Annotated in this window: 22 protein-coding genes; 6 read left to right on the plus strand and 16 right to left on the minus strand. The window is 69.2% G+C overall.

The genetic code is table 11. The annotated features are described in order from the left end of the window. From MXD95_RS13250 to MXD95_RS13300, 11 genes are all read right to left on the minus strand, one after another. Positions 1–656, minus strand: a 656-nt coding sequence (locus MXD95_RS13250; protein WP_250640906.1) for a beta-ketoacyl synthase N-terminal-like domain-containing protein, incomplete at its 3' end; no start/stop codon positions are given. 69 nt (positions 657–725) lie between these two features. Continuing rightward, a complete protein-coding gene (locus MXD95_RS13255; RefSeq protein WP_250640907.1) occupies positions 726–1,760 on the minus strand; it encodes a 3-oxoacyl-ACP synthase III family protein in 1,035 nt (344 codons plus the stop codon). Positions 1,761–1,872: 112 nt separating this feature from the next. After that, the gene (locus MXD95_RS13260; RefSeq protein ID WP_250640908.1) at positions 1,873–2,451 is read right to left on the minus strand and encodes an allene oxide cyclase barrel-like domain-containing protein; all 579 of its coding nucleotides are present in this window, start codon (positions 2,449–2,451) and stop codon (positions 1,873–1,875) included. Between the two features lie 67 nt (positions 2,452–2,518). Next, positions 2,519–3,076 (minus strand): allene oxide cyclase barrel-like domain-containing protein, encoded by a 558-nt coding sequence (locus MXD95_RS13265; RefSeq protein ID WP_250640909.1) that lies wholly within the window; start codon positions 3,074–3,076, stop codon positions 2,519–2,521. Further along, positions 3,076–4,320, minus strand: a complete 1,245-nt coding sequence (locus MXD95_RS13270) for a cytochrome P450 (protein WP_250640910.1) — start codon at positions 4,318–4,320, stop codon at positions 3,076–3,078. Before MXD95_RS13270 ends, MXD95_RS13265 begins: the two co-directional genes overlap by 1 nt. A 163-nt stretch (positions 4,321–4,483) precedes the next feature. Beyond that, positions 4,484–4,678, minus strand: coding sequence for a ferredoxin (locus MXD95_RS13275; protein WP_250640911.1), 195 nt, complete (start codon positions 4,676–4,678; stop codon positions 4,484–4,486). 163 nt (positions 4,679–4,841) lie between these two features. Continuing rightward, positions 4,842–6,620, minus strand: a complete 1,779-nt coding sequence (locus tag MXD95_RS13280; RefSeq protein ID WP_250640912.1) for a dipeptide ABC transporter ATP-binding protein — start codon at positions 6,618–6,620, stop codon at positions 4,842–4,844. Beyond that, on the minus strand, positions 6,617–7,570 hold the full coding sequence (locus MXD95_RS13285; RefSeq protein ID WP_480024046.1) for an ABC transporter permease: 954 nt from the start codon (positions 7,568–7,570) through the stop codon (positions 6,617–6,619). Before MXD95_RS13285 ends, MXD95_RS13280 begins: the two co-directional genes overlap by 4 nt. 4 nt (positions 7,571–7,574) lie before the next feature. Further along, complete coding sequence (locus tag MXD95_RS13290; protein ID WP_250640914.1) at positions 7,575–8,525, minus strand: ABC transporter permease; 951 nt, start codon at positions 8,523–8,525, stop codon at positions 7,575–7,577. A gap of 74 nt (positions 8,526–8,599) precedes the next feature. After that, positions 8,600–10,234 (minus strand): ABC transporter substrate-binding protein, encoded by a 1,635-nt coding sequence (locus tag MXD95_RS13295; RefSeq protein ID WP_250640915.1) that lies wholly within the window; start codon positions 10,232–10,234, stop codon positions 8,600–8,602. A gap of 358 nt (positions 10,235–10,592) precedes the next feature. Then, entirely contained in the window at positions 10,593–11,606 is a 1,014-nt protein-coding gene (locus tag MXD95_RS13300) for a TauD/TfdA dioxygenase family protein (protein WP_250640916.1), read from the minus strand. Positions 11,607–12,954: 1,348 nt separating this feature from the next. Here MXD95_RS13300 and MXD95_RS28935 point away from each other — a divergent pair. Beyond that, on the plus strand, positions 12,955–13,719 hold the full coding sequence (locus MXD95_RS28935) for an AfsR/SARP family transcriptional regulator (protein ID WP_250640917.1): 765 nt from the start codon (positions 12,955–12,957) through the stop codon (positions 13,717–13,719). A gap of 214 nt (positions 13,720–13,933) precedes the next feature. On the opposite strand, the gene MXD95_RS13310 is transcribed toward MXD95_RS28935, so the two are convergent. Next, positions 13,934–14,170, minus strand: a complete 237-nt coding sequence (locus tag MXD95_RS13310) for a phosphopantetheine-binding protein (RefSeq protein WP_250640918.1) — start codon at positions 14,168–14,170, stop codon at positions 13,934–13,936. Continuing rightward, complete coding sequence (locus MXD95_RS13315) at positions 14,167–16,089, minus strand: HAD-IIIC family phosphatase (RefSeq protein WP_250640919.1); 1,923 nt, start codon at positions 16,087–16,089, stop codon at positions 14,167–14,169. The genes MXD95_RS13310 and MXD95_RS13315 overlap by 4 nt, the downstream gene beginning before the upstream one ends. A gap of 292 nt (positions 16,090–16,381) precedes the next feature. Here MXD95_RS13315 and MXD95_RS13320 point away from each other — a divergent pair, with 292 nt between their 5' ends. After that, positions 16,382–17,293 carry an alpha/beta hydrolase gene (locus MXD95_RS13320; protein ID WP_250640920.1) on the plus strand — a complete coding sequence of 304 codons (912 nt, stop codon included), beginning with the start codon at positions 16,382–16,384 and terminating at the stop codon, positions 17,291–17,293. Between the two features lie 30 nt (positions 17,294–17,323). On the opposite strand, the gene MXD95_RS13325 is transcribed toward MXD95_RS13320, so the two are convergent. Beyond that, positions 17,324–18,523, minus strand: a complete 1,200-nt coding sequence (locus MXD95_RS13325; RefSeq protein WP_250640921.1) for an acyltransferase family protein — start codon at positions 18,521–18,523, stop codon at positions 17,324–17,326. Positions 18,524–19,085: 562 nt separating this feature from the next. On the opposite strand from MXD95_RS13325, the gene MXD95_RS28940 reads away from it, so the two are divergent. The 3 genes from MXD95_RS28940 to MXD95_RS13340 all read left to right on the plus strand — a co-directional run bounded on the left by MXD95_RS28940 (position 19,086) and on the right by MXD95_RS13340 (position 21,210). Then, a complete protein-coding gene (locus MXD95_RS28940; RefSeq protein ID WP_308301490.1) occupies positions 19,086–20,210 on the plus strand; it encodes a Gfo/Idh/MocA family protein in 1,125 nt (374 codons plus the stop codon). 18 nt (positions 20,211–20,228) lie between these two features. Further along, on the plus strand, positions 20,229–20,753 hold the full coding sequence (locus MXD95_RS13335) for an NAD(P)H-dependent oxidoreductase (RefSeq protein WP_250640923.1): 525 nt from the start codon (positions 20,229–20,231) through the stop codon (positions 20,751–20,753). Between the two features lie 97 nt (positions 20,754–20,850). Then, a complete protein-coding gene (locus tag MXD95_RS13340) occupies positions 20,851–21,210 on the plus strand; it encodes a DUF488 domain-containing protein (protein WP_250640924.1) in 360 nt (119 codons plus the stop codon). An 83-nt stretch (positions 21,211–21,293) separates the two neighbouring features. Here the strand turns inward: MXD95_RS13340 and MXD95_RS13345 are convergent, their stop codons facing one another. Beyond that, positions 21,294–21,656, minus strand: coding sequence for an LLM class oxidoreductase (locus tag MXD95_RS13345; protein ID WP_250640925.1), 363 nt, complete (start codon positions 21,654–21,656; stop codon positions 21,294–21,296). On the opposite strand from MXD95_RS13345, the gene MXD95_RS13350 reads away from it, so the two are divergent. Next, positions 21,646–21,957, plus strand: coding sequence for an enoyl-CoA hydratase-related protein (locus MXD95_RS13350; protein ID WP_250640926.1), 312 nt, complete (start codon positions 21,646–21,648; stop codon positions 21,955–21,957). The genes MXD95_RS13345 and MXD95_RS13350 overlap by 11 nt on opposite strands. 427 nt (positions 21,958–22,384) lie before the next feature. On the opposite strand, the gene MXD95_RS29625 is transcribed toward MXD95_RS13350, so the two are convergent. Next, positions 22,385–22,795: a LysR family transcriptional regulator gene (locus tag MXD95_RS29625; protein ID WP_285223629.1), complete on the minus strand. Its 411-nt coding sequence runs from the start codon at positions 22,793–22,795 to the stop codon at positions 22,385–22,387. Positions 22,796–22,857: the final 62 nt, after the last annotated feature.

Below are 22,857 nucleotides of genomic sequence, written 5' to 3' on the forward strand. Positions count from 1 at the left end.
TGCAGTGCGACCAGCGAGGACGAGCAGGCGGTGTCCACGGTCACCGCCGGCCCGCGCAGACCGAAGGTGTAGGCCACCCGGCCGGAGGCGACGCTGCCCGCGCTGCCCGTGCCGATGAAGCCCTCCAGCCCCTCGGGATAGCGTTGCAGGCGAGACCCGTAGTCGTCGTACATGACTCCCGCGAACACGCCGGTTCGGCTGCCGCGCAGCGTCCGTGGGTCGATCCCGGCCCGTTCGAAGGCCTCCCAGCTGATCTCCAGCAGTAGGCGCTGCTGGGGGTCGACCGCGAGCGCCTCCCGTGGGCTGATCCCGAAGAACTCGGCGTCGAAGAGATCGGCGTCGTGGAGGAACCCGCCGGAGCGGGTGTACGACGTCCCCGTCCGGTCGGGGTCGGGATCGTAGAGGGCATCGAGATCCCAGCCGCGGTTGGTGGGAAACTCGGAGATCACGTCCCGGCCGGCGTCGACCAGGTCCCACAGGTCCTCCGGAGAGCGCACCCCGCCCGGATAGCGACAGGCCATGCCCACGATCGCGATCGGCTCCTCGCGGGCGGCCGTGACCTCGGCCAGCTGCTGGCGGGCCTGCACCAGGTCGTTGGTGACCCGCCGTAGATAGGCGCGCAGTCGGTCCTCGTTCGACGTCGAGTCGGTGGACATGGGAGTCGGGGTCTCCTTGCTGATCGCCGGGCTCGCGCTGGCGGCACCGGGATGTGTGGCGGTTATGGGTCAGGTCGCTTCCAGCGCCAGCCCGGATTTGATCCACTTGCTCGACTCGATCGACACGACTACGGCGCGTTCACCCGGGCCGATCTCCCTCAGCAGCTGTTCGAGCTGGAAGAACACGATGGCGTTGCCGACGTTGCCGGTCCGGTCCACGCAGCTCACCTGGGACGAACCGACGCCGAGACGCTTGCTGATGAGCGCCGTCATCCGGCCCGAGAGCTGTGGTGGCAGCAGATAGTCGACGTCGTCGCCCTTCCACTCGAGTTCGTCGAGCAGCTCGTGCAGGACCTCGTGCGACATCACGGGGACGTGTTCCTCAATCGCCTTGTAGTCCTCCGTGGCCGCGGGGCGCTCATGCGGTCCGCCGCGGTTGGCCGGCCCGAACCATTCCAGGGTCGCGCCCGGTGCCCGGCCCAGGCCGACAAGCCGGGTGAGCACCGAGCGCACCATCACCGATCCCGGCCCGGGGTCGGTACGCAGGACGGCCGCTCCCGCCCCGTCGCCGAACAGGACGAAGTTGACCAGTTCCGCAGGAGGCACGGAGCGCAGATCGACGTCCAGGTCGTAGAACCGGGCGATCACATCACCGCCGAGCACGAGCGCGGTTCGGTGCCGACCCGACCGCAGGATCTGACTGGCCAGGTCGAGCGCCTGCACTGCGCCCGAACAGCCGGACTGGAGCTGGTAACTGGAGACCTGGTCGACTCCGAGGCGGTCGGCTATGACGTTCACGGTCGCCGGCATCAGGCTGTCCGGTGTCGCGGTGGCCATGACGATCACATCGACGTCCTCAGCCCGTAGGCCGGCCCGGCTAAGCGCCGCGCGGGCCGCGCTCTCGCCGAGATCGGCCAGGGACGCGCCGACCTCGCCGGTGTCGAGATCGACGGCGAGGTGCCGGCTCCGGGTACCGACGAAGGTGTCGACCCACTGTTCCCAGAGCGTGTCCATCCCGAATCGCCGGGCCAGCGAAGTGTTGTCCACCGCTGGTCCGGGCAGTGCCGATCCCGCGGACAGCAGATGTATCTCAGTCGCCTCCACGTCGGTCCTTTCGCAGCTGGTCGGCGGGTCGGCGCACGACCACCGGGTGCACGCCGGATCGGTGCGCTGGTCGGTGTGGCGTGCCGCCGCCCGCCGTCGGCGTGGTTGTCGGTCAGCCGTACAGGGCGATGCGTGCCTCGACCGGCTGGTCGGGCTCGATTACTCGCCATTCCCGGCGGCCGTCCAGGCCGCGGTACACGCCGTCGAGACCGACCGCCGGGTAGCCAACCCAGACGCCGTTCTTGACATCGTTGAAGTCGGCCCAGCCCTCGGCGTGGATGACTCCGTCTCGCAGGAACAGGTCCTCCGAGTAGTAGGTGAGGACCGCGCCGTGCACCTTCTTGTAGCGGATCTCGTACCGGCCGATGCTGATCCCCAGCAGCTCGCGGGCAGAGTCGTAGAGCTCGTCGTGGTAAATGCCGATCTGGCCGACCTGCGGGTCGGCGACGTTGACATTCTGTTCGTTCTTGATCTGCGGTTCCCAGATCCCCTCGTGCACGACAGACAGTCCGCCCGACTCGTCGGCGGCTTCGGCGCTCCCGGTACCGGCGGCGGGCTGGGTGGCCCCGGTGCCGCCTGGGCGTAGGGTGGATGGGGAGACAGACAGCAGGCGGGTGGCCGCGATCAGAGCGGCGGTGAGTACGGATCCCGAGATCAGCGCGGAGGCTGTCGTCGATCGACGGATGCTCATCATCATCCTTCTCTGGTGAGTGGGCGGTCGGAGTCAGGAAGGGCGCGGTGCCCGGCGCGTCGGTGGGTCACCGGGCGAGGACCAGCTGGACCGTCGACACGAACGGCGTCGGCGTCATGTGGATGCTGCGGATCGCGGACCAGCCGGCGAGCTCACCGGCGACGGCGAAACCGGGCACCGACACGTAGGCACCGGCGAACTCGGCAGTGAGGTCGTTGAGGCCGGAGAAGTGAAAGAGCGTGCCGAACAGGTGGACCTCCTCGGTCCGTACCGCGAACCCGTGCCCATCGCCCGGACGTTCGTGGACGACCTCCAGCCGTCCGGACGTCGTGCCGATCAGCGTGCCGTCGGCCGTGTGGATCTCGTCCTCGTAGTAGCGGACCTGTCCCGTGCGCGGCACCGGAGTGATCTCGCCGTGTCCGCCGAGTACCCGTTCGGTCAGGTTGACGATCCGGACGACGCCGGCGACGTCGGGTTCGGTCGCCAGCTTCCCCAACGCGGCGGAGTCACCGGCAGGGATGCGGGAATCCAGATCCGTCGTCGAGGCGGCCAGATCGGGCAGGTGCCCGGTCAGGAACGTCGAGGCCGCCGCGAGCAGGTCGGTGCGCTGCCCGGTCGGCGCCATCAGCTCGCGCTCCGGGTTCCCCAGCTGACAGGCAGGCTGACGACGCCGTGCAGCCCGGCCGGGTGACGCAGCTGAACATCACCGAGGTCGACGGCAAGACGCAGGTCGGGGATCCGCCGGAACAGCGTGGTCAGCGCGATCTCCAGCTCGGCCCGGGCCAGGTTCTGCCCCAGGCATTGATGGATCCCGTAGCCGAAGGCGACGTGGCGGCGGGCCGAGCGGTGCGGATCGAAGGTGTCCGGTTCACCGAAGATGGCCGCATCGCGGTTCATGGCCGCGATGGCGACGATGATGCCGTCGCCCTCCCGGATGGCCTGACCGGCGACTTCCACATCCCGGGTCGCGAACCGAGCGGCGCCGTCCGCGATCGAGAGGTGGCGCAGCAGCTCGTCCACGATGTTGGCGACCACGCTGAGATCGGTGTCGACCCGCGCGAGCACGTCGGGACGTTCCAGCAGCGTGAGTATGCCCAGCGCGATGGCGTTGGCCGTGGTCTCGTGCCCGGCCACCAGGAGCAGCAGGGAGATCTCGGCGAGGGTGAGGGTGTCCAGTTCCCCCTGGTCGACGTACAGGGTGATCAGCTCGTCGAGCAGGCCCTCGCCGCGATTTGCGCGCTTGGCCTGGATCAGTTCCTCCAGGTAGATCCGGATCCGGGTGAAGGCGTCCGCGCTGTCCTCCTGGCTGGAGTCGCCGTGCACGATGCGGCGAGCCTGGCTCTCGAAGAACGCGTGGTCGTCATAGGGGACACCGAGCAGGTCGCAGATCACGGTCGAAGGCACCGGCAGCGCGAACCCCGGTACCAGATCCGCGCTCGTCCCGCGGCTCCGCACACCGTCCAGCAACTCGTCGACGATCTGCTGGATCCTGGGCCGGAAGGCGTTGATCCGGCGAACGGTGAAGCTGGCGGTCAGCATGCGCCGCTGGGTGGTGTGCTCCGGTGGGTCCATGCCGATGAAGTTGCGGACCGCGCGGGCCGCCTCGAACCGTGGCGCGGTGGCCGGGAACCGGGGGTCGGCGCGTACCGAGGAGAACGATCCGTGGTCGGCGAGGACCCGGCGTCCCTCGTCGTAACCGGTGACGATCCACGCCCGGCGGCCGTTGTACAGCGTGACCTGGGCGAGCGGGCCGCGCGTGCGCAACGCGGGATATCCGGCGGGTTCCGCGAAGGGGCAGCTGCGGGCGGTGGGAAACTCGGGGACATCGGGGGGTTCGGTGATAACCGGCACGGTAGACTGGTCGGACACTTTCCACCTCCTTCCTGATCTGTGGGTATTCCTTTTCCAGGCGAGTGGGGATTCCTCGTTCGTCCGCAACCAGCCCTCTGCACACGGGCGTACAGGCATGCCTGTACGCCCGTACGGCGCAGGTCCGCAGCACGGCGGGAGGAGACGGCGACCGCGTGTTCGGTCAGTCCGTGACTGTTATCGCCCGGGCCGGGCACAGGTCCGCGGCCTCGTGCGCAGCCGGCAACTCTCCCGCGGGTACCACCGCACGGATCGCCACGACCAACCCGTCCTCATTCTGATCGAACAGTTCCGGGGCCACCGAGACGCATCGTCCGGCGCCCACACAACAAGATTCGTCCACCGTCAGATGCGCCACGGCCCCAGCTCCTCCTCACCGCGAGCAGAACGTCGGAAGCGCCGAACCCGGAGAGGGCGGACGGTCGGCAAAGACGTTTTGCTACCGTCCACACCGCGTTTTCCGTGGCTGATGCGGCGTTCGTTTTCTGGGGCCATCGTCGCGTACGCGACTGACAGTCGCCTTATCGGGCGCTAAATCCGGAAAGCCGGCCGGGGATGGCGTCGAGCAGTTCCCGGGTGTACTCGTGGCGGGGATTGTCGAACAGCTCCTCGCCGGTGGCGACCTCCACGAGGCGGCCGGTGCGCATGACCCCGATCCGGTCCGCGATCGTGCGGACCACCGCGAGGTCGTGGGTGATGAACAGGTACGACAGGCCGAGTTCCGTCTGAAGTGAGGCGAGCAGATCGAGGATCTGCGCCTGCACGGTGACGTCGAGGGCGGACAGCGGCTCGTCGCAGACGACCAGGTCGGGATGCAGCGACAGGGCGCGGGCGATGGCGACGCGTTGCCGCTGACCACCGGAGAGCTCGGCGGGGCGGCGATCGAGAAGGTGCTCCGGAAGCGCGACCTGCGACAGCAGCTCCCGGACCCGGGAGCGGCGGGTTGCCCGCGAGCCGACGCCGAACAGCCGTAGCGGCTGCTCGATCGCCTCGGCGACGCTGAACCGTGGATCGAGGGAGGCGTAGGGGTTCTGGTAGACCACCTGCATGCGTCGGCGCAGCCGGCGCAGCGCCGCGCCGCGCAGATCGGTGATGTCGACGCCGCAGAGGTGGATCCGACCGGCGGTGGGGTCCATCAGGCGCAGTGCCAGCCGGGCGGTGGTGGACTTGCCAGATCCCGACTCGCCCACCAGGGCGAACGTCTCGCCGCGACCGATGGCGAAGCTGACGTCGTCGACGGCGCGGACCGAGCGTCGACCGGTCGAGGTCCGGGGCAGTGGAAAGTCCTTGACCAGGCCCTCGACCACCAGCAACGCTGTCGGCTCCGGTGGCTTCGGCTCCTGGGGCGGTGGGTCGGGCTGCTGCGCTGTGCTGGCCTGGATCGTTGTCTCGGACTGTGCCGCGGTGCGCGGTTGCACGGTGTGCGTCGTCTGCGGTTTTTCGTGCTGAGTCCGCGTGGGCGTCTGTGGGCTGGTCGATGCGGCGGACACGTCGGCGAGAGCGAGGCCGGGTGCGTCGGAGATCAGTCGGCGGGTGTACGGGTGGGACGGGTCACGCAGGATCTGGCGGGACGTACCGCGTTCCACCACGTGCCCGCCGGACATCACCACGATCTCGTCGGCGCGGTCGGCGGCCACGGCGAGATCGTGGGTGATGAGCAGGACGGCCGTCCCCCGCTCGCTGATCATCTTTCCCATCTGGTCCAGGATGCGACGCTGGATCGTCACGTCGAGTGCGCTGGTCGGCTCGTCGGCGATCAGGAGCCTGGGCTCGGCGGCGAAGGCGATCGCGATCAGTGCCCGCTGCCGCATGCCACCGGAGAGCTCATGCGGGTACTGCCGGGCCCGCAACTCCGGATCGGGCAGGCCGGCCCGGGCCAGGGCGGCGACGGCCGCGGCCGGCGCACTGCGCCGGGTGGCCAGTCCGTGGACCCGGAGCACTTCGGCGACCTGGACACCGATCCGCTGCACCGGGTTCAACGACACCGTCGGGTCCTGCGGAACGAGTGCGATCTCCTGCCCCCGGTAGGCACGCAGCCCGGCCGCTGGCAACGCCGTCAGGTCGACCCCGGCGAACCGGACGGATCCGGCCTCGATCCGACCCCCGGTCGGGAGCAGACCGATCACGGCGTGCGCGGTGGTGCTCTTGCCCGATCCCGACTCGCCCACCAGAGCGACGACCTGGCCGGGACGGACGTCGAGGTCGATGTCGTGCACCACCTCGGTGGCCGTCGGGCCACGGTGATAGGAGACCCGTAGGCCGCGTACCGCCAGCAGCACGCCGTCCGATGAGTCGGTCATCGTCCCGTCCCCCGTTCTCCCTCGACCGCGCGGGCGACCCGGTTGGCGGCCAGGACGGTCGCGACCACGGTCAGTCCCGGCATGGTCGTCAGCCACCAGGAGGTGCCGAGGTAATCCCGACCGTCCGCCACTAGCGAGCCCCACTCGGGTGTCGGCGGCGCCGCCCCGAACCCGAGGAAGCTCAGCGCCGAGACGGCCAGGATGGCAGTGCCGAACTCCAACGCGGCCAGGACGAGGACCGGCCCCCACGAATGCGGCAGCACGTGGCGAACGAGCACCTGGTCGCGGCGTGCCCCGCAGGACACCGCCGCCTCGACGAACACTGCCGTGCGTACCCGCAGCACCTCGGCGCGGGTGACTCGGGCGAAGGCAGCCACGCTCGTCGCTCCGACCGCGAGCGCGACGTTCACGGTGCCGAAGCCGAGCGCGGTGATCAGCGCGAGGGCCAGCAGTAGGGCCGGGATGGCCAGGGCCAGGTCGACCAGCCTCATGATCACGGCGTCGGTCCGGCCGCCGACGAAACCCGACACCAGGCCCAGCGTCGCCCCGATGGCCAGGCCGACCGCCACCGCGAGCACGGTGGCCTGCAGGGACCGCGCCGCACCATGCACCATTCGGGCGAACAGGTCGCGGCCGAGCTGGTCGGTGCCGAACCAGTGCTCACTGCTCGGGCCGCGCAGCCGTTCGGTCACGTCGCCGCGCAGCGGGTTGTCCGCCGTCAGCAGGTCCGGGAAGAAGGCTGCGATGAGCACGGCGAGCAGGAACAGCAGTGACAGGGACAGCCCGGGACGGCGGAGCAGATAGCCGGCGGCGTGCGCCAGGCGCCGACCGACGCCGGTCGCCGGCGGCCTCTCGGGAACGGACGGCGGCGCGGTCCGGCCGGCCTCGGACAGCGGGCTGCCGACCGTGACCGCGGCGGTCACTGCGGGTGATTCGGTCAACGTGGCCACGCTTTCAACGGGGTTCCGCGGCGAGGTGCACGATCCGCGGGTCCAGCAGCGGATAGGTGAGGTCCACGGCCAGGTTGACCACCGTGAACAGCGCCGAGCTGAGGATCACCAGCCCGAGCACTACTGGAATGTCCTGGGTGCTCACCGCGGTCGCGGTGGTTCGCCCGACCCCCGATCGGGAGAAGACGGTCTCCACGACCACGGAGCCGGCGAGCAGGTTGCCCGCCCACACGCCGGCGAGAGTCAGTGCCGGCAGGGCGGCGTTGCGTGCGCAGTGCCGCAGGCGTATTCGCCGCGGCGAGGCACCCTTTGCCGCGGCGGTCGTGACGTAGTGCTCCGTCTGGGTGGCGCGCAGGCTGCGGGCGAACACCTGGGCGAGGCCGGCCGCGGTCGGCAGGGCGAGGGTGACCGCGGGTAGCAGCAGGCTGCGGCTGCCGTCGTTCCCGGTCGCCGGCAGCAGTCCCCATCGGAAGGAGACGAGCTGGATCAGCATCAGACCAGTCCAGAAGGTCGGCAGCGATGCCCAGAACGGGGGAATCGACAACAGCAGCTGACGGGCCCAGGACCATCGGGCGAAGGTGCCCCAGTAGGCCAGGCCGACGCCGAGCAGCACGGCGAGCACGAACGCCGCCGCCGCCAGCTCCAGGGTGGCCGGCAGTACGTCGAGGAAGATCTGGGTGACGCTTCGGCCGCTCTGCACCGAGACGCCGAAGTCACCGCGTACCGCATGCCAGAGGTGGTCCACGTACTGAACGGCGACCGGCCGGTTCAGTCCATACTGCGCCCGCAGGTTCTCGACCTGCGCATCGTCGACCGAACCCTGCTCGGCTCCGGCGCTGACCATGAGCGACACCGGGTCGCTCGGCAGCAGGTACAGCACCGCGAAACAGACGGTGTACGCCGACCACAGGACGAACAGCGCCTGCAGCAGACGGCGCACCAGATATGTCTTCATCGTTGCGTCCCCGTCAGGTGTCGTGCGTGGGCCGGCCGGTCCCCACCCGCGCGGACCGGCCGGCCCACAGCGGGTCAGCTGGCGATCCAGGTGTCGAAGAACTGCAGCCAGGAGTGCGCGGTGAACGTCACGCCCTTCACCTTTGGCGAGAAGCCCATGATCGAGGTCTGCTCGAAGACGGGAATGCCGTAGCCGGCCTCCAGGATCCGGCGCTGCGCCTGCTCGACCAGCTGGTTGCGGCGGGTCGTGTCGACGGTCGCGTTCTGGTCGTTGAGGAGTTTGTCGATGCCCGCCTGGGCCGAGCCGGGTGCCGCCGGCTTCTTGGACCCGAAGATGGTCCGCAGGATGTCCGGATCGGCGCGGGTCGTCCCGCGGGCCCAGAACAGGTCGTAGGCGTTGGACTGGTACAGCGGCGTGAACTGGGCGAGGGAGAGCCGTTTCACGCCGAGCTCGATGCCGACCTCGGCGAGCTGCTGCTGGATGAGTTCGAGGACCGACTGCTCCGGGCCGAAACCGGACGGCACCCACAGCACGTCAAGGTGCAGTCGCCGGCCGTCCTTGGTCCTGATGCCGTCCCGGCCCGGCTGCCATCCACCGGTGTCGAGCAGCTTCTTCGCGGCGGCGGGATCGAAGCTGATCAGCGAGCTGAGATCGGTGTGGCCCGGCGTGTTGCCGCCCAGGATGCTTGTCGCCGGCTTGAAGTCGTCGTTGAGGAGGGTGTCGACGAGCTGTTTGCGATTGATCGCGCGCTGGACGGCGGGCAGCACACTCGGGTCGCGCAGGACCGGGCGATCGGGGCTCGGGCTCGCGTGCAGGTTCGACACGATTCCGGAGTGGATGGTCGGGAGCAGGACGAGGTCCTGTTTCTCCAGACCGAGCGCGTCCTGCGGCGAGACCTGCGAGATGCCGTCGACCTGGCCCGACTTCAGGCTGCCGGTGCGCACACCGGACTCGGCGACCACCGTGAAGACAATCTTGTTGAGGTAGGCCGCGCCGGTGTGGCGGGCGAGCGGAGACGCCCAGGCGTAGTCCGTGCGCCGGCTGAGCGTGACGCGCTGGTTGGGGGCATAACTGTCGACGACGAACGGCCCGGAGCCGACCGGGGGCTGTGAGCACCGCTGGGCCGGGGTGCGGCTCAGGCTGGCCGGCGAGACGAAACCGAGGCTGGGCGTCGTCGTGGCCTGGAGGAACTGGGCGTTCGGCGCCTTGAACTCGACCCGCGCAGTGTGGGCGTCCACGACCACCGTGCGCACGTAGCCGCTGAGATAGGCGTAGCCCAGCGTCGCCTTGGCGCCGAGGGCCACCACGGCGTCGAAGTTCTTCTGCACCGCGGTGGCGTCGAAGACAGCGCCGTCACTGAAAGTGACGCCACTGCGCAGATGGAAGGTGAACGTCTTCGCGTCCGGGCTGACATCCCACCGCTCGGCCAGCCAGGGGACGATCCTGAGGGTCTTCGGGTCCTGATCGGTCAGGGTGTCCACGACCTCCCGGCCGATCGTCAGTCCCTCGCTGAGCTGGATCTGCTGGGGATCCAGGCAGGTGGGGTCGCTGCCGAAGGCGAAGGTGAGGGTGCCACCGGACTTCGGTGACCCGCCGGCCCCGCCAGCGCTGTCGGACCCACAGGCGCTGGCGGCCAGGGCGGCCGCCAGTACGGGGATGACAAGGGTTCGGACCCGCCCGAAACGTCGGAGGGATTGTGCTCGAGACAAGGAAGGACTCCCCGAGAAGGACGACATGAAGGGCGACAGTGGCCATCGGCGGTTGACAGGTGGACTGGCCCCGGCCGGGGGCAGGGCGGCTTGCGGCGGGATGGACACCGGTCCCTGGGGCCTGACCCCGGCCGGTATCGGTGTGTTCGGCGTCGACCGCGGACAGCGTCGTCCCGGTCGGTGTTGTCTGTGGTCGGTGCCGACCGTGGTCAGCGTCGACAGAGAGTGCTACTCAGCCGCCCGTAGTCGATATGGCGGCGGGAGGCGAGCGCCACCCCCGGTGCCTGGTGGCGCGGCGGCCAGACCGGCTCGAGGCACGAAGGACCAGGCCCGGCCGGCGCCGATCGACGTACTGTGCTCACCGGTGCTCGCGTTCCCACCCCGCCGGTGGATGCGCCCGTCCGGGGTCCCCGGCCGGGCCGGTCGGTGTGGTGGCCGGGCCGGTTCCCGCGTAGCGCGGGCCGGAGACGAGTTCGGAAGGCCGGCCGTCCACGCCCACCGGGATGTCGCCTTCGAGGGTTACCCGGTAGAGCACCCGGTCGAAATCGAAGTCGAGGTCGTTGAGGTCACCCGGCACCAGGTGGGCGGTAGCGCGGTTGTCCCAGAACGCCACGCTCCCCGGCTCCCAGCGGAATCGGACCGTGTACTCGAACCGGGTGATCTCACGGTGGAACATGGCCAGGACATCCTGGCTCTGGCGCGGCGAGAGCCCGATGACCTGCTGGTCCGCGAGCGTGAAACTGGGGCTGACGAACAGGGCGCGTTCCCCGGTCTCCGGATGGACGCGCACGACTGGGTGGATGGCCACCAGCGGACTGCGCGCGTCCCGGCCCGCGTAGGAACCACCCGTCTCGTGGGTGTGACCGAAGCTGTGTCGGGCCCGCAGCTGATCGGCCAGGTCCCGCAGCGGGCCGGGCATACCCCGGTAGGCCGCGACGAGATTCGTCCACACGGTGTCCCCGCCGTACCGGGGGACCTGCTGCGCCCGCAGGACGGCGCCGGCCGGCGGGTTGACCAGCGCTGTCACATCGGAGTGCCAGCCGTTGTCGAACGCGGCCCACTTCCGGCCGAAGGTGGCCTCATAGCGCCGGCTGTCCAGGGCAAGTACCTCGGGAAAGCCCGGCGGTGTCTCGTCCTCGTGCGGGTGGGCGCGGGTGGGCGCGCCGAACCGGCGCGCGAAAGCCACGTGCTCGCGATGGCCGATGGACTGCTGCCGGAAGAACAGCACCTTCCAGCGCAGCAGAGCCGCCCGTAGCTGCGCGACCGTGGTGTCGTCAAGGTCCGCACCCAGATCGATCCCGCCGATGTCCGCACCCGTGTGAGCGGTCATCGGCCGCACCTCGAGATGGGTCAGGCCCATCGCGTCTGCCATGACTGTTCATCCACCTCTGGGGTTCGATCCGGGTGCTGGGGTACCGACCGTGCTTCGACGCGGGCGCCGCGCCTGCCCGAGCCGGCGGCGCTGAGGCCGGGGATCGTCCGTCCGGGCGGTGCCGGTGGCCGATCGACGGGTCTTTCCTTCCCTCTCCTCCCGACTCCCGGCTGAGCGGGGCACCGGACGTGTGCAGTACACATTATCGATCACTATAGTTAGATGAACCACTAGGTTCAATACTAAATACGTCTTCGGTAGTGTTTCCGTCGGGGGGTGGGGGTGGCACGGGCGGCGTCCGGATGCCTGGCCCCGGCGCTTCGGCAAGGGTCGTGGTGGCTGCCGTGGAGTCGGGTGCCGGGGCGAGGTGGCCGGCCCGATGGCTTCCCGACCAGCGCGCGTGCGCTGTCCGGCCTCGTCCGTCGGGGCTGGCCCGGTCCTCGCCGTCGGGCGTCGCGAAGGGGACCGGGGCCGATGCCGTGCCGCTCGGTCGAATGCTTCGAAAGATGCTCCGGGTGTCGATGAAGCCGCTTTTTCGATGACGGTTCGGGTGCTGTTCCAGGCTTCCGCCGGAAAATACGACAAGTGTCCTTTCAAAATGCGCTTCCTGGCACGGGCACTACTCGATCCTTCCTCCGGGAAGCTGATCTCCGCAGCGCTCGCGGGCGCAGCAACGGAAGACAGGTGATGCTCGGAGGCGGCGAATGAAGCCGCTCCTCCGAGCCGGGCCGGCCGTCGGTCGCCTCCCAGCATCCTGGGTGGGAGGCGCTTGCCAACGAACAGAGCCGTACGTATTCTGTCGAATGTCTCCGATTCAGTGCGCTGGTCCGTCAGTCGTGCCCGAGGTCGGCTGCATGGTCGGAAGTGCACCTGGTCGGATGAATGCGCTGGTGGTATGGCTTGATCGCGTCTGCTAGAGGGGTCGTGCGGATGAGAAGACCGCTTCTCGTGCTGTCGCGTCGCCGTCACGTCGATTTCGGCCTGGTCGTGACAACATCGTGTCCCCGGTTGTGAGCGGCACCACTTTTCTGTCGCCCGCACGCCCAGTTTTTCTGGCCGGTGAGCGTCGTGTTCCGTTCACTGAAGCGAGCCGGCCCGTCTGATCCGGTCGCCACTGTCTTCCGGGTGCGGTCCAGGCTGTCTCGTGGGCCCAGTGTGTGTTCTCCATTAGGGCTTTCTGTCCTCCATCCGAGATCCAGCCGTCGCCGCGGGGGCGTCCCACGTCGATGGAGCTTCTGTCCTGCCGCCTGCTACCGGCCCTCTGCCATGCCGCCCGCTGGGGATGGCGTCCGGCGGTGGTCGGCGCCCGAGAGTCTGAATCGAGCCGCGACAAAGGTCGGAGGAGCACGTGCAGTACAAGATCCTGGGTCCGCTCCGGGTATGCGACGGAGAACGTAACCTGACCCCCAGCGCACGCAAGCCAGCCATCCTCCTCGCGAACCTGCTCCTCAAATCACCGCACGGCGCCACAATCGAGCAGCTCCAGGACGAGATCTGGGGCGCGAATCCACCTAGCCGTGCGGTAGCAGCGGTACACGTCCATGTGTCACGGCTGCGTAAACTCTGGGGCGGATCCGAGTCACCACTGAAGACAAGCACCTCCGGCTACGTGATGAACGTCCGCAGTGGAGAAATGGACATCCATGAATTTGATCGACATGTCCGCTCCGCTCGATACCTGTATCGGTCGGAGAATTATCACGAGGCGTCCGACAGCCTTCGTGCGGCGCTCGAGGTCTACCGCGGCCCCGTTCTCGACGAGCTGCGGGAAAGCCCCACCGTACGAAATTTTTCGACTCGCTTCGAGGAGCACCGCCTAGAGACGGTCGAGCTGTTGACTGAATGCGAGCTCATGCTCGGCCGGCACCGTGAGCTGGTGGGGTGGCTCTACGCGCTGACAGCCGAGTTCCCTCTGCGGGAGACCTTCCACCGGCACCTCATGATTGCGCTGTACCGGTCGGAACGGCAAGGTGACGCGCTCAAGGTCTACCGGTCGGCCCGAGCGGTACTGCGCGATGAACTCGGTCTGGAACCAGGGCGAGCGCTGCGAGAGCTGCATCACGCGATCCTCGTCGCCGACTGTCAGCTCGAGCGGCAGACCGTACGGGGTTGAAACGGGGCGGTACGTCGGTACGCCGCGGCCGCCGGCCCCGACGTACCGACGTACCGGCGTCTGCGCCAGCAGCCCGCGATCCGACGGCCGCAACCTCGACAGCCGACGGTTGGCGGCCTGAGGTGGGGCGAGGTGTGATCCACTGCCGGGTGCTTGTCCGCGCGGGCGGCCTGCCGAGTCCTGCTCGGTGCTGCCCGGCGTCAGGCCACTGGCATCAGGCTCGCTCGGCGCCGACGGCCACGTCGAAGATTGCCTGAAGAGTGGACGCTTCCAGAACATCGGGTAGGGAGATCGGCTGCGCGGTCTCCCGCTCGAGGATCACGCAGAGGGTGAGCAGATGGACGGAGTCCCAGCCGATGACGTCGGCGAGGGGCAGCTGGGTGTCCGCGATCGTGATCGGCAGGCCGATCTCGTCGCGGATGATGGTCACGAGGTCGTCGACGTTGTTCACAGCAGCTCTCCTCCCGCGAGCTGCACGACCAGCTCGACGTGATCGGGGGCGGGCGGGATCTCCGTGAGGTCGTGGTGGAACACGGTCTCCGCCGTCGTGGGTGCCTCGATGGCGACGAACCCGGACTGCGGGTAGAAGTCGCGCACCTTACCGTTCTTGGCGGTCTCCCGGTACCGGCCGATCACGCCGGTCGCCCCGGTGCCGCGGGCATGATGCAACACCGCGGACAGACAGGCCTGCTCGATGCCCCGGGCGAACACCCGGCAGCTGAGCAGGAAGTTGTCGATGTACACGAGGTCGTCCTCGCAATGGGCCAGCACAGCGCCGGCGAGCCCATTGTCTCCGAAACGATCGGAGCAGCGGATTCCCAGCACCAGGGCCTCGGGGTCGCGGGTCAGCGCGGCGACCGCGGTCGGTTGCAGCCGCCCGCCGGTGAGGTTGAACTGATTGGTACGCAACGTGATCTGGGAGATCCGGTTGATCTGACTGTCCGTCGCCGTCGCCAACAGCACGCGGACACCGAGCTCCCGCAGGTAGCCGTTAAGAGAGTCGAAGCTGTGCAGGAAGGTGTGACGGTCGGCCTCCGCGCGGTAGCGGGCCGGCCGCTCGTGGTCCTCCTCGGTGAGGACCCGCAGGTCGAACCAGCCGTCGGCAAGCAGCGCCGCCACGTGACGGGCCGGTTCGTCGTCGAGCGCGACCACCGCCACCTCTGGGAGCTCCCGGCGTACCAGCCCCCGTTCGTAGGGACTGTCGTCGGCAAACACGAAACTGTCGATGCCCAGATTCAGGTCGGCGGCCAGTTCTCGTAGATTGTCATGTTTCGGCCGCCAGTTGGCGACCACCCGAACGAAGTCACTCTCCCGCAGGACCATGTCGGTGTGGTTCACGAGAATCTCGCTGACGGTCTCGGCGTCGTTCTTGCTGACAGCGCTCAGCAGCACGCCCTGCGAGCCGAGCTGTCGAATGACCCGCTGGAACGAGCGGAATGCCTCGCCCCGATAGGTCTCACCGATCTCGATGCCGTCTTTTCCGTCGTCCCCGAGGACTCCGCCCCACAGAGTGCCGTCCAGGTCGAGCACCAGGGTCTTGCGGGCGCGGCCGGTGAATGCGCGGGCGAGGTGACCGATCTCGCGGGCGTAGGCGGCGAGCAGCTCGGCGGACAGGTACGCCTTTGCGTAGACGCTCATCCGGGCGTCCCGGGCGGGGACGCCGTCGGCCAGCAGCGGATCGGTGTCCACCACTACCAGGTCCGGATGGCGGTCCGCGAGCCGGAGCAGCCGGGCGTTGGCCTCGCGCCAGAGCGCACCGAGCCGAGCACGGGAGGCATGATCGATCAGCTGGGCGGTGTGCGCGCGGCTCAGTGGCGCCGTGTTCATTACGAGGACACCGTGACTGGCCTCCTCGAAGCACCTCACCAGGCCTTCCAACAACTCGAGCTTCTCCGCCCAGACCCGTTCGACGTCGTCGGGCTGCCACGGTACGGGCACCTCGGACCAGATCAGGTCGGGATTCAGTACGCACAGCACCAGGTCGGGCCGCCGGGCGTACAGGTCGCTGGCGTGATCCGCGAGGTCGGTGACATAGCTGTCGAAGTCGCCGAGGTGCAGCCGGGCCAGCAACCCGTGCCGGGCCAGCTCTGCGGTCAGCGGCGCGACAAGCCCGGCCAGGGTCCCGTGCCCGACCACGGAGACCGTCAGCGCGGTGGTCCCGGGATGGCGGGCGAGGATCTCGTCCGGGTCGACCCGGGCCAGCAGACGGCCGGCGCGGATCAGATCCTCGCCGGATCGGCCGTACAGGAGACCCGGAACTGCCGGGTAGTGTTCCGCCAGGCGCCCCGAACGGTGCAACTCGAGCAGGTCGGAAAAGGTTTCCTCGACGTGGTCGGGCGGTGCGCCCACGATCTCGGCGTCAGTCGCCACCGTTGGTGTCTTCATAGTCGACGTCCAGTCCTTGTGCGCGTCGAGCGGCGACCATCCACGCGACGCCGCCTGGGAGCTCAATGCTTCCCGGTGGGCCTAAACGGCTGCTTGTCTCGTGCTTGCAATCTTCCTTCGCCCCGCTGGCCGGGCTTTTCCTACTGCCCAGCTCGGCCCGCGGGTCGCGCTGGCGGCAGCCATTCGGTGAGAGATTGAGCTGGTCGAACCAGTCCCCGGGCGGGACCGCGTCCCGCACAATGACGCGGACGGCGGGAACCACATCGGGGAGGGTGACGTGACACCGACATTGGATACGGCGACCAACGACCTGGATATCATGATTGTCAGGGATCGTGCGCAGCGGGCTGCGCTGGCCGACGCCGGGTCACTGCCGGTCGCGGGGCTGACCATCACCGACGTCCTCGTGCCTGGTGTCTGCGAGGGTGCGCCGGTGCGGGTGCGCGTCTACCGACCAGACGGGCCGTCGGTCGCGCTCCCGATCGTCGTGTGGATGCATGGCGGCGCCTTCGTGCTCGGCAGCGTCGACGCCGTCCACGACCAGGTCGCCGGTCTGGCGCGGCGCGTCGGCGCGGTGTTCGTGTCGGTCGGGTATCGGCTTGCCCCCGAGCATCCCTTCCCGGCCGGTCTGGACGACTGCTACCGTGCCCTGACCTGGGCCGTGGAGCAGGCCGCCGCGCTGGGAGCCGACCCGGCCCGGCTCGCGGTCGCCGGGGTCAGCGCGGGCGCCACGCTGTCGGCCGGGCTTGCGTTGCTCGCCCGCGACAGGGGCGGACCCGCGATACTCCTGCAGGGCTTGGCCATGCCCGCGCTGGACGATCGCCTGGAGACCCCTTCGATGCGGGAGTCCGTGGACACCCCGGTGTGGAACCGTCCGCTCGCCGTGCGGAGCTGGCGGCACTATCTCGGCGAGGGCGTGCTCGAGGCCAGTCCCTATGCGGCTCCCGCCCGAGTCGGCGACCTTGCCGGACTGCCTGCGGCCTACGTCACGATCGCCGGCCTGGACCCGTTGCGGGACGAGGGGATCCTGTACGCCCATCGGCTCATGCGGGCGGGGGTGGCGGTCGAACTGCACACCTACCCCGACGTGTCGCACGGCTTCCGCAGCCCGGTGCACACGGGAGTCGCCCAGCGTGCCAACCAGGACCTGGTCGGCGCGCTGCGGCGGGCACTGGTGGACGCTGGGTGACCCGTCTCCAAGGGCGGCCGTCGGCGGGAATCACGTGTCCACCGTCGACTCCACCGGGCTGCTCGGAGCGGGGATGGAGACGGGTGGGCGCTCCCGTTCGTCCGCTCGGGCGCGGCCGCGGCTACGGCCGTTGCCGAAGCGCCGCACCGCGGGCATCTCGATGTAGGTGAACATCAGCCAGGCTGCCAGCGTGGACACGGCGAACGCCAGCACGAACAGCCCCAGACCGTCCACGACTGATCGGGAGTCGTCGGGCCCGACCCAGTGGCTGATGCGGCCGAGGACGAGCCAGTGGATCATGTAAAAGGCGAACGACCGGTCGCCGAACCAGATCAGTATCCGCTGGCGCATCCAGGAAGGTCGGTCCTCCAGATCGGCAACGGCGAGCGCGGCGATCAGCGGGACCGTCCAGAGCGTCGCCACGCCGCTGACCCCGAACAGGTAGGGCACTGCGTACGTCGACACGACGTTGCCCACGAAGGCGAGCCCGGCCGCCGGTAGCAGCCCGATCGGCACCCAGCGACCGGCGATCACGATTTTCGCGAGCAGGATGCCGAGGGCGAACTCCAGCGCCCGGACCGGGGGGAAGAACCAGACGAACCAGATCTGGGTGTAGGAGTAGTGGCCGCCGCCGACCGCGAGCAGCCGCGGCTGGTCGGGCAGAACATACGTCGAGAAGAAGGCCGCCCCAATGATCAGGCTCGCCACGACACCGGCGCCGAGCCACAGCCGCTCGTCCCGGATCCGGTTGACGACTGCCAGCAGGAACGGGAAGGAGAGGTAGAACAGAAGTTCGGCTGACAGCGACCAGGAGACTCCGTTCAGGGAGATCACCCGAGGGTTGTCCGGCAGCCAGGTCTGGACCAGGAACAGGTTGGGCAGCCAGTGGCCGAGCGGGATGGACTGGGCCGTGGTCAGCAGGATGACGACAGCCAGCACGAAGGTCGTCAGATGATTGGGGTACACCTTTGCGAGGCGGCGGCGCCAGAAAGCCCGGGATGAATCGTCCGGCCGGGCCGTCCAGGTGAGGACGAATCCGCTCAGCAGGAAAAAGAGGCCCAATCCCCAGTTCCCGACGCGGTCGAGGGTGTGGGACAGATCGTCACCCGCACTCCCGCCGGCAATCAGGCGGTTCTCCCACTGGGCGTGGAAAGTGAAGACGAGTAGCGCGGCGATACTTCGGATTCCGGTCAGGGAAGGTAGTCGAGATTTCGGCGAGGCGTGGCTCATGTGTTCTTGACGCACCTTTCACGCAGGCTCGGAGGCGTTTCTTCGGCCAATTTTCGAACGCGATATTCGGCATGACTGTGGGCGTCTGAAGGATCTTTGTTCGAGATGGGGACAATTCTTTCCCGAAAAACTAAAAGTCCGCTTACGGAATTCCTGTCGGCGGCTTAACCGGATCCGCTGACGGGCTGCGCGGTGGCCTGCGGGATGCGGCCGGACGGCGGGGTCCACGGTGATGGTGGTGGCGAGGCGGCTCGGGTCTGAACAGGCCTGCCTGACCGGACGGCGGAGTCGGCCTCCGGCCTTTGGTGGCCAGATCAGGTTCCGGGGCCCCGCCCGCCGTCCGCCCGTTCGGCTCCACCCGGATGGTTGGGGGTCGCCGGAGCGAAGGCCGTGAAGGCCGAGATCTCCGCGGAAAGTGATATCCGCCACTCGATGTCCTCGGCGAGTCCTAAAATATGAACTTAAAAGTTCAATAATCTGAAACGATGGGGGAGGGAAATCCAGTTGCGGTTGCGGATCATCGGTCGGGCCGGGACGCAGGACGACGAGAAAGGTGGCAGTGGTGAGTGGAATTCGGGTCGGAGTCGTGGGTGCAGGATGGGCCGCCGGCATGCATCTCCAGGGCTATCAGGCCGTTCTCGGGGTCGAGCTCGTCGCCCTCACGAGCCGTACCCGGGCACGCGCCGAGGCCGTCGCGGCCAGGTACGGAGTGGCCCGGGTAACCGACAGCGTCGAAGAACTCATCGACGCCGTCGACGTCGTGTCGATCGCCACTCCACCGGACAGCCATCGCGAGCTCGTACTCGCTGCGGTCGCCGCCGGGCGCCACGTGCTGTGCGACAAGCCGCTCGCCGTCAACGGCACCGAGGCGAGGGCCATGGTCGACGCGGCCCATGCCACCGGCGTGCGGCATGCCAGCGGTTTCATCTGGCGTGGCGACCCGGCTCTGCTTCGGCTACGGGAACTGCTGGGAATGGGCGCGATCGGGCGGTGCCTGGAGATCCACACTGCGTGCATGCTGCCGGTACCGGCGCTGCCGATGAACTGGATGTACGACCGCGACCTCGGCGGCGGTGCTCTGACGCAACACGGCTGTCACGCCATCGACTGGGCCTGCTGGCTGCTGGACTCGCAGATCCACGAGGTCAACGGCAGGCTGACCCACGACATCCGGGAGACCGCGGCCGGTCCTCGTTTCCATGACATCAGTGAGGCGTTCGCCTGGAGCCCCGGCGCGAACGGTGAAGCGCCCAGGAATCTGCCTGTCAGCGCCGAGACCGGCTACGACTTCACAGCCATTTTCGCGAACGGGGTGCACGGTCGCTTCTGGGAGGCCTGGCATCGCGCCGGCCCCTACGAAGATCATGTCATTGTGTACGGCGACACCGGGACCCTGGAATGGCGCGGCGCACTGGGCCTACAACTGCACCGGATAGGCCGGGAACCGGTGACGCTGCCGCTGGACGGCGGGCTCGCCTCCGGCCGGCTGGAGGGTATGCGACGTTGGCGCGAGTTGACCGGCCGTTTCATCGCCGCCGTGCAAGGAGATTGCGATCCGGATCTGCCGACCCTGGACGATGGATGGCACGCCTGCGCGGTCGTCGACGCGGTGCACCGTAGCCAGGTCAGTCGGAGTTGGGAGACCGTCGCAGCCGACCCCGGGCTCAGCGTCGCTCCTCGCCTGTGATCGCTGGCGATCGACAGTGTGTTCGTCTCATTCGGCTTCCGGAACAAGCCGGTCGCCTGCGTCGGCTACGCCGGCGGGCCCGGCGGTGGTATCCGCGCGATCGAGCACCTGGCACAGATCTTCATCGAGACCGAAGCGGTGCCTCTCCGCAGCAACGTCGTCATCCCCATGGTGGCCAGGGCGTTCGACGCGCAGGTGCAGCCGGCGGACCCGATGACGAACGCCTCCGCGGACGTCATGCTCGACGACCTCGCCTGGTGGCCGCAGCCCTGGAAACCGCATGCGCCGCCGGAGAACTGGTTCCCGGCATTCTTCGGCGCCAAGCCACCCGCACCGCCACGACATGAAGCCGACACACGAATCCAGCTTCACTGCGGCGGGGACGCGGCAGGCCTATGTGTTCCGGTCGGGGGCGACACGCCGGCCATGAGGCCGACGTCGGCGGCCCGCGCGCCGACGTCGGCCTGTCGCGCGGCCCGAGGACCGTGGCCTCGCGCCAGGACCGGCGGCGCTCGGCCGGCCGGCGATGGACCGGCCCGATAGAATGGCCAAGATCAGGAGCGCCGCTGCGGGGTGCGAACGCCTTCGCCGGCCGCTGACCGGGCTGACCGGCAGGCCGGGCGATCCGGAGGGAGCTGTCATGGCCGCACAGATCAACTGTCGTCGGGTCTACGAGGCGATCTCCCCTTCGGACGGCAGGCGAGTACTCGTCGACCGGATCTGGCCGCGTGGCATGCGCAGGCAGGACGCGCGGCTGGACGAGTGGCTGCGCGATGTCGCGCCGTCGAGCGAGCTGCGTACCTGGTTCGGCCACGAACCGAGCCGTTTCGCCGAGTTCCGCCTGCGCTACCGCGCCGAGCTAGGGGACGCGGGGCACCACGAGGCCACCGAGCACCTGCGTGACCTCGCCGACCACGGCAAGGTCACGCTGCTGACCGCCACCAGGGACATCGAGCGCAGCCAGGCGGCCGTACTCGCCGAGTGGCTGACCCATCCCTGAGTGGTGCTGGCGCGTAGCCGGGACGGACGCCCGACCTGCGCGCCGGGGTCGGCGCCTCTTCGTCGCGCCGCGTGCTCCCGCGCTCAGGGCAGCAGTGCCTCCGCGAGGCGTGCCTGCCAGGCGGCCTCCTCGCCAGGGCCGGCGTCCGTGGGCAGGTGCAGGGCGAGCACCACCTGGTCGGCGCCTGCCGCGTGGTACTCGGCGACCCGCGCCACGATGGACTCCAGGCCACCCCACACCGTGACGCCATCGACGAACGCATCGCTGCGATCGGTGATGGCGGCCTCGTCAAAGCCCATCCGCAGGAAGTTGCGGCGGTAGCCGGGGACGGTCGTGTAGTCGGCCACCAGCGCCCCGACCTCGGGCGATCCGGTGAAGATCAGGTGATCGAACGGCAGGTCCGCGAACGCGGCGGCCGTCCGAGCCCCGCCGCGGATGACGGCCACCTCGTCCGGGTGCATCCGAGCCGCCCGGGAAGCGCACAGCCGCGGGCTGGTCAACCGGGTCGTCTCCGCGGGACAGGCGCTGAACGCGGCCCGCGAGCTGGCCGCGGAGATCGTCGCGGCGTCACCGACCTCCGCCCGCGTCTCGCTGGAGGTGATCGCCGACACCGCGGCGATCCCGGATCCGGTGGCGGCGGCCATGGCCTACTCCCGGCCGATCGACAACCTCCTCACCACTGAGGACTCGCACGAGGGCCGGATGGCGTTCCTGGAGAAGCGCCCGCCACGCTGGCTGAACCGCTGACGGGACCGGGCCACGCGGCGAGGGGCGAGGGACGAGGGACGGGCCATGGCGTCGCATCCCGCATCCGGCCCTGGACGACGGGCAGCGGCTGGCCGCCGCCTGGAAGACGGTGCGGGCGGCGGCGGAACGCGTCGGCCGCGACCCGGACTCCCTTGGTCTTCAGGGCCAGGTGGCGGTGCGGGACGCCACCCCGGCAGAGGTGTAGGCGCGGCTGGAGCGCTGGCTGGACCTGGGAGCCACCCGTATCGCCGCCAACACGCTCGAGGCCGGGCTCGTCTGGCCCGGGGGTCATGCCGACGCCTACGCCGAGGTCGCCGAGCGGTGGAAGGCGCTGCGCCCGTAAGCCCGACCGGGTCGGCGCGGGGCCGCTCGCGGGGGGGGGGGGGGCTCGCGGGTCAGCGAGGCGCGGGCCGAAAGCGGCTGGAGGCTATGTCCACGAACGAGCGCACCAGCGGATTGTGGTCCGCCGCCCGCCAGGCCAGGACCAGCTGGCTGGGCTCACGATCGTCGGCCGGCACGACCGTGAGGCCTGGCGGCAGGAGCTGGTCGAGCGGTGCGAGCGCTGACATGCCGTCCCATCGGCGAGCGATCCGATCGTGATCCGCCGCTGGCCAGCCGCGTCGCGGACGCGAACCTCCAGACGGCTCGCCTGTTCGAGTAGCGCGCGGGCCTCGACCAGCAGCGTCTCGCCCGCGGCGGTCAGGGCGACGCCGGCGGAGGTCCGCTCGAGCAGCCGGATACCCAGGTCGGCCTCAAGCTGGCGGATGGCCCGGCTCAGCGGCGGCTGAGTCATGTGAAGCCTACTTCCTGCGGACCTTCGACACCGACGAGTCGCCATTCCTGGCGCTGCCGATCTTTCCCAACCGCAACTTTCGCCACGAGGCGCTGTTCGTCAACGCC

It is taken from the genome of Frankia sp. AiPa1 (assembly GCF_023243075.1).
Taxonomy (GTDB): domain Bacteria; phylum Actinomycetota; class Actinomycetes; order Frankiales; family Frankiaceae; genus Frankia.